Annotated in this window: 12 protein-coding genes; 10 read left to right on the top strand and 2 right to left on the bottom strand. The window is 48.1% G+C overall.

Annotation, left to right across the window (positions count from 1 at the left end):
- Positions 1-8: 8 nt before the first annotated feature.
- From ACK28X_RS11840 to ACK28X_RS11870, 7 genes are read left to right on the top strand one after another with little or no spacing between them, the layout of a single operon-like run.
- A complete protein-coding gene (locus ACK28X_RS11840; protein WP_412057169.1) occupies positions 9-236 on the top strand; it encodes a phage head-tail joining protein in 228 nt (75 codons plus the stop codon).
- The gene (locus tag ACK28X_RS11845) at positions 236-1,228 is read left to right on the top strand and encodes a phage portal protein (RefSeq protein ID WP_412059108.1); all 993 of its coding nucleotides are present in this window, start codon (positions 236-238) and stop codon (positions 1,226-1,228) included. The genes ACK28X_RS11840 and ACK28X_RS11845 overlap by 1 nt, the downstream gene beginning before the upstream one ends.
- Positions 1,140-1,778: a phage portal protein gene (locus ACK28X_RS11850; RefSeq protein ID WP_412059109.1), complete on the top strand. Its 639-nt coding sequence runs from the start codon at positions 1,140-1,142 to the stop codon at positions 1,776-1,778. Before ACK28X_RS11845 ends, ACK28X_RS11850 begins: the two co-directional genes overlap by 89 nt.
- Before the next feature lie 16 nt (positions 1,779-1,794).
- Positions 1,795-2,871, top strand: a complete 1,077-nt coding sequence (locus ACK28X_RS11855; RefSeq protein WP_412058725.1) for a S49 family peptidase — start codon at positions 1,795-1,797, stop codon at positions 2,869-2,871.
- Positions 2,872-2,897: 26 nt separating this feature from the next.
- Positions 2,898-3,122, top strand: coding sequence for a hypothetical protein (locus ACK28X_RS11860; RefSeq protein WP_412057172.1), 225 nt, complete (start codon positions 2,898-2,900; stop codon positions 3,120-3,122).
- Positions 3,123-3,179: 57 nt separating this feature from the next.
- A complete protein-coding gene (locus tag ACK28X_RS11865) occupies positions 3,180-3,488 on the top strand; it encodes a head decoration protein (RefSeq protein WP_412059144.1) in 309 nt (102 codons plus the stop codon).
- 13 nt (positions 3,489-3,501) lie between these two features.
- Positions 3,502-4,575: a major capsid protein gene (locus ACK28X_RS11870; RefSeq protein WP_412057174.1), complete on the top strand. Its 1,074-nt coding sequence runs from the start codon at positions 3,502-3,504 to the stop codon at positions 4,573-4,575.
- Between the two features lie 10 nt (positions 4,576-4,585).
- Here ACK28X_RS11870 and ACK28X_RS11875 read toward each other — a convergent pair whose 3' ends face one another.
- Entirely contained in the window at positions 4,586-4,855 is a 270-nt protein-coding gene (locus ACK28X_RS11875; protein WP_412058688.1) for a type II toxin-antitoxin system RelE family toxin, read from the bottom strand.
- Entirely contained in the window at positions 4,839-5,063 is a 225-nt protein-coding gene (locus ACK28X_RS11880) for a DUF6290 family protein (RefSeq protein WP_412057176.1), read from the bottom strand. The genes ACK28X_RS11875 and ACK28X_RS11880 overlap by 17 nt, the downstream gene beginning before the upstream one ends.
- 93 nt (positions 5,064-5,156) lie before the next feature.
- On the opposite strand from ACK28X_RS11880, the gene ACK28X_RS11885 reads away from it, so the two are divergent.
- The 3 genes from ACK28X_RS11885 to ACK28X_RS11895 all read left to right on the top strand — a co-directional run.
- Positions 5,157-6,278 carry a major capsid protein gene (locus tag ACK28X_RS11885; RefSeq protein WP_412058603.1) on the top strand — a complete coding sequence of 374 codons (1,122 nt, stop codon included), beginning with the start codon at positions 5,157-5,159 and terminating at the stop codon, positions 6,276-6,278.
- Positions 6,271-6,600 carry a hypothetical protein gene (locus tag ACK28X_RS11890; RefSeq protein WP_412057109.1) on the top strand — a complete coding sequence of 110 codons (330 nt, stop codon included), beginning with the start codon at positions 6,271-6,273 and terminating at the stop codon, positions 6,598-6,600. The genes ACK28X_RS11885 and ACK28X_RS11890 overlap by 8 nt, the downstream gene beginning before the upstream one ends.
- A 16-nt stretch (positions 6,601-6,616) precedes the next feature.
- A partial coding sequence (locus tag ACK28X_RS11895; RefSeq protein WP_412059110.1) for a hypothetical protein occupies positions 6,617-7,118 on the top strand: 502 nt, incomplete at its 3' end.

Genomic DNA, 7,118 nt, shown 5'->3' on the forward strand with positions numbered 1-7,118 from the left:
GGTTTGATATGCAAGACATAGAGGCGCGGTTAAAGCGGCTAAGACAGCAGCGTGATGCGCTGGCAGAAGGCCTTTATTCTGCCGCCCAATCTATACGCCATGGCGACAAGCAGATCTATAACCGCTCGGTGAGCGAGAATAAGCTATCATTGGCGGCTTTGGATGCAGAAATCGCCCAATTAGAAGGCCGCCCGAAAGCGCGCCTCTTTTATATCGCGGCAGGCCGAGGTTATTAATGGCAGGTATTATTAAGCGGATGGCCAACGCCTTTCAGGTGATGGTTGGCAGTGGACCCTATTTTGATGCGGCAAGCCGTAGCCGCCGCTTACGTGGCTTTATCCCCACAAAGACTCACATTAATAGGGCGATCCAAGCCGAAGGCCAAACCGTTCTTGCTCGCTCCCGTAGCCTTTATGATAATAATAGCATCTATGGTGCGGCGGTTGATGAATGGGTATCAGCGGCGGTCAATGATGGGATTAAGCCTGTACCACGCATCAAAGGCTTTGAAGCCCAAAAGCGCGCATTAGAGAATTTGTGGTGGCAGTGGGTTGATGAGGCTGATTATGAGGGGGTTAGTGATTTTTACGGGATGCAGGCCACCATTGCCCGCGAAGTGTTTCTTGCGGGTGAAGTCTTTGTGCGCTTGCGCCCTGTTCCGCTAGACGCGTGTAGCGCTGTTCCGCTCAAGCTAGAAATCTATCCTGCAGAGCTATTGGATGTAACCTATGATGGCCCCGCAGAAATACCTGGGCATCATATCCGCATGGGCATTGAATTTAATGCATTTGGTGATCGCATTGCCTACCATTTTTTCCGCTATCATCCCTATGACATAGTACCCAATGGAAGGCTTGCAGAGGGAATGCAAGAGCGGGTACGCATAGAAGCCCCCTATATCATCCATATTAAAGAACGCCGACAAGCCCAACAATTGCGCGGCACACCAAAGATCACCCGCAGTATGGTGCAATTGTTTCAATTGGCCGCTTATGATGATGCTGAGCTTGATCGCAAAAAGACCACAGCGCTTTTTACCGCTTTTATTTTAGGTGGTGAGAGTAATCCGCTCACCCCAGATGTACAAGCGGAGCGCACTATGAATACAGCCTCCCTAGCCGGTGGTGAAGGAGACACCATTGGAACTGGCTCCAGGCTTGGTTACGGTATTAGAGAATGGCCAAGATATTCGCTTTTCTGCGCCCGCCGAGGTGGGCGGCTCTTATGAACCGTTTCAATACCGCAATTTGTTAAAAATCTGCGCTGGTCTGAACATGCCCTATTCAACGGTGAGCGGCGATGTGACGCGGGGCAATTTCTCCAATGTGCGCACATCCATTATTCAGTTTCGTCGCCATATTAGGCAATGGCGAGCCAATGTCATGGCCTTTCAATTAAACCGCATCGTGTGGAAGCGCTTTGTGGAAATGGCTGTATTGGTGGGTGCCATAGACTTACCCGACTATGATCACAATCCCTTACCTTGGTTGCAATCAGAGAGCCATGCCGCGCAATTGGAAATGGTCGATCCGTTAAAGGACATCGCCGCCGAGAAGGAAGAAATCCGTGCGGGTCTAAAAAGCTTAACGCAAGCCTTAAATGAGCGTGGCTATAGTCGCGATGATATTTACACAGAGATTGAAGAAGAGCGAAGCGAAGCACTAAGGCGTGGTCTGCATTTTGATACTGAGACCCCAGCCCCCACAACCGTCCTGCTTGATGATGATAGCAATGACGAAGATAAACAAAACGCTCTCATATCTGAGAATGCGGCCTAAAGCGATAGGGTATCAGATGGACTTTGTGCATTGTCTTGCGCGGCTCTATAACCGCCCGCATATGATTACCCCAGAAAAGCTAGACACAATCTTGAGCGCGCTTTCGCCGCGCCTTACAGGGCAAATCGGTGCCTTTATCAAGAATAGTGATGAGACACGCTTGCCTGAAGCACATCAAGTAGTGGACGGCATCGCTATTCTTCCTGTTCATGGCACTTTGGTGCGCCGTGGCGGCTTTATGGCCGCACAATCGGGGCTAACCTCTTATGATGGCTTGCGGGCAAGCTTTATAGAAGCGGTGAGCGCACCGGATGTGCGCGCTGTTTTACTTGATATTGATAGCTATGGCGGTGAAGCGGGCGGCGTCTTTGATCTTGTGGAGGAGTGGCGTGCTTTATCGCGTAGCTATCAAAAACCTATTTGGGCGCATGCTAATGAAATGGCCTGTTCAGCCGCCTATGCCATCAGTTGTGCGGCTGAGCAAATATGGCTAAGCCGGACAAGTGATGTGGGCTCTATCGGGGTGGTAACAGCCCATATGGATCAATCTAAGGCGGATGCAAAAGAAGGGCTGCGCTGGACTTACATATTTGCGGGGGAAAATAAAGTAGATGGCAATCCGCATGAACCCTTAAGCGATGGCGCACGGGCTAAAATCCAAGAGGATTGCGATACGCTCTATCATATGTTTGTCGATCTGGTGGCAAAGGCGCGCAAATGTTCACGCCAGCAGATCATTGATACACGTGCCGACACATTTTTAGGACAAGAGGCACTCACACAGGGCTTGGCTGATCGTCTTGGAACATTTGATACAGCTTTACAACAACTCATAGAGACCACAAAAACGCAAGAAGGACAAAACGTATGGCTTACCGAAACTACCGCCTCGAGCAAAATGATGACGATGCAATCGAAAAAAAACGCAAAGACACCCTGCCTGATGAAGAAGAAGACGACGAGGACGACACAGGTGATGAAGAACAAGACGACGATGAAGAACGCGACTCCGGCGAAAGCACCGATCCAGAAGATGACGAAGAAGAAGACAAGAAAGACAAGCCGCAAGGCCGCCCTAGCAAGGCTGGGATAAAGCACGAGCGCCAGCGCTGTGCCCGCTTGCTTGCAATAGAGAAACAAGCGCAGAGCCTTGGAGCACGCTTTAACGCTCAAGCGGCTATCGATAAGCGGCTGAGCGTAGAACAAGCCCAACAGCATGTTCTAGACGCCTTAGTAGAAGCTAGCTGCAGTAAAACAATCTCTCCTTATGCAAACACAAGTGCGGGCGAGATCAGCCAATCAAAGAAACTCAGCATCTGGAAATGGAAAAAAGGGAAAGTGTAGAATGGCAAATGTTCTTATGAAGGGCGCCGCACGGGCGCCTATCTCATTAGCGACGATATCCACCTTTCCCGTGAAAGCGTCACCTTTGCCGCGGGAGATCAAGTAGAGGCAGGCACGGTGATGGCCAAGCTTGTTGGCAATGGCCAGTATGTGCCGCTAAACCCAACGGCAACCGATGGTAGCGAAGTAGCAAGCGCTATTGCCTATGACAATGTTGAGCCTTCATCCACACCGCGGCGCGCTGTTGTTACGCTACGGCAAACGGCGGTCAAAGCATCGGAGCTAATTTGGCCAAAAAAAATAACAACAGAGCAACGTCAAAAAGCCATAGATGCCTTGGCGTTAGCAACCATCATTTTACGCTAAAGGACAAAGCCCCATGCAAATAGATATCTTTAATGATGATGCCTTTTCGGCAATAAACATGACCAAAGCACTGGATTATTATGATTTTAAGCCAGATCTCATTGGCTCTCTTAAGCTGTTTGATGATGTGCCTATTTCCACAACCCATGTGGCCATTGAACGACGCAATAACCAATTGCAAATCATTCGTACATCAGAGCGCGGTGCACCACTGGAAGAAGCGGGACGCGAGCGCCGCGATATCCGTGCATTTAGAACGGTGCGTCTTGCCAAGGGCAATACTTTGTCTGCCTCTGAAATCCAAAACGTACGGGCTTTTGGCAGTGAGAGCGAATTAGAAACCGCCATTGAATATATATCGCGCGCTCAAGATCGCCTAACAAGCGATATGGAAGTAACCCTTGAAAGCCATATGTTTGGTGCAATCCAAGGGGTTGTTCTTGATGCTGATGGCTCGGTGATTATTGATTGGTTTAAGGAATGGGGTATCACCCCTCCCCAAGATATTAACTTTGCTTTGGATAGCGAAACAACGCAAGTTGAGCGCATTTGTCGTGAGATTATTCGGACAATGCAACGGGCTTCAAAAGGGGCTTATCGTTTAGGCTCTAGTGTCATAGGGCTTTGTGGCGATAAGTTTTTTGATGATCTCACCAACCATAAAACCGTGCGTGAAACGTTTCTCAATACCCAAAATGCCCAAACCCTTAACCGCTCTTTTGGAGCGGCGACCGCATCGGTACTACAAAGCGGTTCTTTTGCAAGTTTTGACTATGGTGGCATCCGCTTTATCAACTATCGTGGCGTTGATGATTATGACGATAAAGCACAAGCAGGTACAAAACGTGCTTTAGGGATTAGACCTAATGAATGCCAATTTGTGCCCGTTAATACACCTGGGGTGTTCCAACAGGCCTTCTCGCCTTGTGAGAGCTTTGCCTTTGCTAATACCATCGGCCGCCCCCTTTACTCAATGCTCATCCGCGACATAGCGCGTGATTTTTGGGTGCGACCTGAAGTCTATAGCTACCCCCTCTTTATCTGTACACGCCCCGAAATGCTCATCAAAGGCGTGACAAAGAAATAAACCATTAGAGCTAGCGGTAAATAGCGCGGCGATTACCAACGCGTAAAACAACAATGGTAAGAGTTTTATCCTCTATATTAGCAATAATACGGTAATCGCCGATACGGTATTTCCAGAACTCGCCCAAACGATTCCCCCTTAATGCCTCGCCTATGCTACGGGGGTTATCAAGGGGTGCTATGCGCTCATGAAGAACTGTTAAAATCCGCTGTGCTACTTGTTTATCAAGCTTTTTTAACTCTCGCACAGCCGCGGGAACGAATTCAATGGCCCATGTCATAATCAGCCAAAACATCTTTTAGAGGTATTGCCTTGCTTTTACCTGAGCGTAATTCCGTCATCCTTTGTTCAGCTAGATAAAGGTCTTCGAGATCATCAATATAATTATTTAGAGCTTCTCGTAGATAAAAAGACTTACTACGCCCCGTTTGCTTCGCTAATTGGGAGAGCCTTTGTTCTAAGTCTTCGGGTAATCGCACTGCTAGCATGAACGTTCTCTCTCCATAATTAGTGCCCTTGTCATACATGTATAACATAGTACTACAACAAAGGCAATTAAACAAAACGCTTTAGGATGAACAATGGATAGGTTGCAAGTATTGTCTGCGCTTGGGCTGGATAACATTTCTGCTGAGACTGGTGCTCAAGAGATTATCGGGCTTGAGGTAAAAGACGATGTCATTCGCCCTATTGAGCGGGGGGTGTTGCACGCGCAAGTAGCTTCTGTGCAAGAGAAGACGCGCTCTATCATCATCCATGGTTTTGTACGCGAGGCCTTGATTACCTTAGACCCATTGCAAGATGGGTCTAAGCTTTCTGCTCAAGAGATTGATAAGGTCTTATTGACAAAGGCCAAAGCGGCCATTCCTGCCCTTATCGAAAACATGGACCTAATCTTTGAGATCTTTCGCTTTGGTGCCATGCAAGGCGTAGTTTATGACGTGAATGGCAGTGTATTGGTTGATTGGTTTGATGTTTTTGGCATTAAGCGGCCAGAGCCTATCCAATTTAACCTTGATGATAGTGACACAGACATTGCAAGTCTTTGTAGCCATGTGATAGAGGCGATGAAACGCGCCTGCCATGGTGCCTTCCCCACAAATGGAAGTGCCCTTGCCCTATGTGGAGAGGCATTTTACGATGCGCTTATCCAGCACCCACAGGTACAGGCTCAGGCCATTGAGGGCGGCTTTACCTATGGTGGTATTACATTCATGGATTATCATGGCGTTAGTGATTATGAGGGACGTGCGCGCTTTGGCATACCCGATGCAATCGGTATGAAGTCCAATGAATGTCAATTCATCCCGCAAGGGATGGGAGGGCTTTTTTACGAGATCTTCACGCGCAACGACGCGGTAGAAGGCGCTCATGATAGCGTGCTTGAGATGTATACAGAGGTTTTCATGGGTGATGCGCAAACCCCGTGGATACGGCCGCGTATTTCTAGCAATGGTTTGTTTATTTGTGCTCAGCCGCAAATGTTATTGCGCGGCATTGGATTTTCTAAGGCGCCAGAAACAGCTAAAGCCAAGCCACCTGCATCAAAAAATGTAAAAGGCTTTTTTAAAGGCCTTGGTGTGTTTGAAACGCGCCTATGCAATGCCCCTTTTGTTGATATCCATGATGGAGACAACATAATAAAAATTATTCCCCTTGATCGGCTTGGTGCACAGAGCAATAGCAGGCTTAATCATGATTGAGAACTGGAACGCTAACCTTAAGGCCATGAATGATGTCTTATGTGAGACCTTTGGCAGGGCTCTAACCTATACACGCAAAACTACGGGCGAAGTTTTTAGCATAAGCGCCATTTATGATGAGACCTATGCGCAAGACCCCGTCTATGGCACAACAGATTTTACCAATCCTATTAAAATGCTTGATATTCGCCTTAGCGATATAGGCGGTGCCCCCAAACAAGGTGATAGGGTTGTTTTGGATCAGGAGACCTTCATCATTAGTGATGTGATCACCTCGACCAGCGGTATGATGAAAGTGGCTTTAGTAGAAGACCACGCCTGATAGGAAGCGCTATAATATGAGCACCCATCGCCTACTTATTCGCAACACGATTATTGACCTGCTTAAGGCTGGAAACACCATAGCTGGCAAGAATGTGTTTGCGCAACGGGCGTTTGCGCTTAACAAAGATATATTCCCTGCTCTACTTGTTTACACATTAGGTGAGGATTTAGACCTTGAGCAAGTGCAAGACTACGGTATGCGGCGGCGTACCCTGCATATAGCGATTGAATGTTGCATAGCGGGCTATGAGCAGGAAGATGATATGGATCGTTTGACATGGGATGTCGAAACCATTCTCTATCAAGCGCCTAATCTTAATAGATTGGTAGAAAGCTGCTTATTGACCCAATGGGAGTATCATGGGGGCGCAAAAGGAACGACACTTGCCCTTTGGGCGACCCTTTATTACGACATCATCTATTGCACCCATATGGCGCCAAGCGATGAAGCGGTAGTGGTGCACAGCGTGCGCTATAGCTATGAGCCCGATACGGGGCTTTCGCACCGCAATGATT

The sequence above is a fragment of the Bartonella sp. DGB2 genome, assembly GCF_046843095.1.
In the GTDB taxonomy this organism is placed as follows: Bacteria; Pseudomonadota; Alphaproteobacteria; order Rhizobiales; family Rhizobiaceae; genus Bartonella.

Bases quoted from the DNA above. Each gene is read 5' to 3' on its own strand.
- ACK28X_RS11890 (WP_412057109.1), top strand. From the start codon at position 6,271: ATGATTGAGAACTGGAACGCTAACCTTAAGGCCATGAATGATGTCTTA.
- ACK28X_RS11870 (WP_412057174.1), top strand. From the start codon at position 3,502: ATGCAAATAGATATCTTTAATGATGATGCCTTTTCGGCAATAAACATG.
- ACK28X_RS11875 (WP_412058688.1), bottom strand. From the start codon at position 4,855: ATGACATGGGCCATTGAATTCGTTCCCGCGGCTGTGCGAGAGTTAAAA.
- ACK28X_RS11880 (WP_412057176.1), bottom strand. From the start codon at position 5,063: ATGCTAGCAGTGCGATTACCCGAAGACTTAGAACAAAGGCTCTCCCAA.
- ACK28X_RS11855 (WP_412058725.1), top strand. From the start codon at position 1,795: ATGGACTTTGTGCATTGTCTTGCGCGGCTCTATAACCGCCCGCATATG.
- ACK28X_RS11840 (WP_412057169.1), top strand. From the start codon at position 9: ATGCAAGACATAGAGGCGCGGTTAAAGCGGCTAAGACAGCAGCGTGAT.
- ACK28X_RS11845 (WP_412059108.1), top strand. From the start codon at position 236: ATGGCAGGTATTATTAAGCGGATGGCCAACGCCTTTCAGGTGATGGTT.
- ACK28X_RS11885 (WP_412058603.1), top strand. From the start codon at position 5,157: ATGGATAGGTTGCAAGTATTGTCTGCGCTTGGGCTGGATAACATTTCT.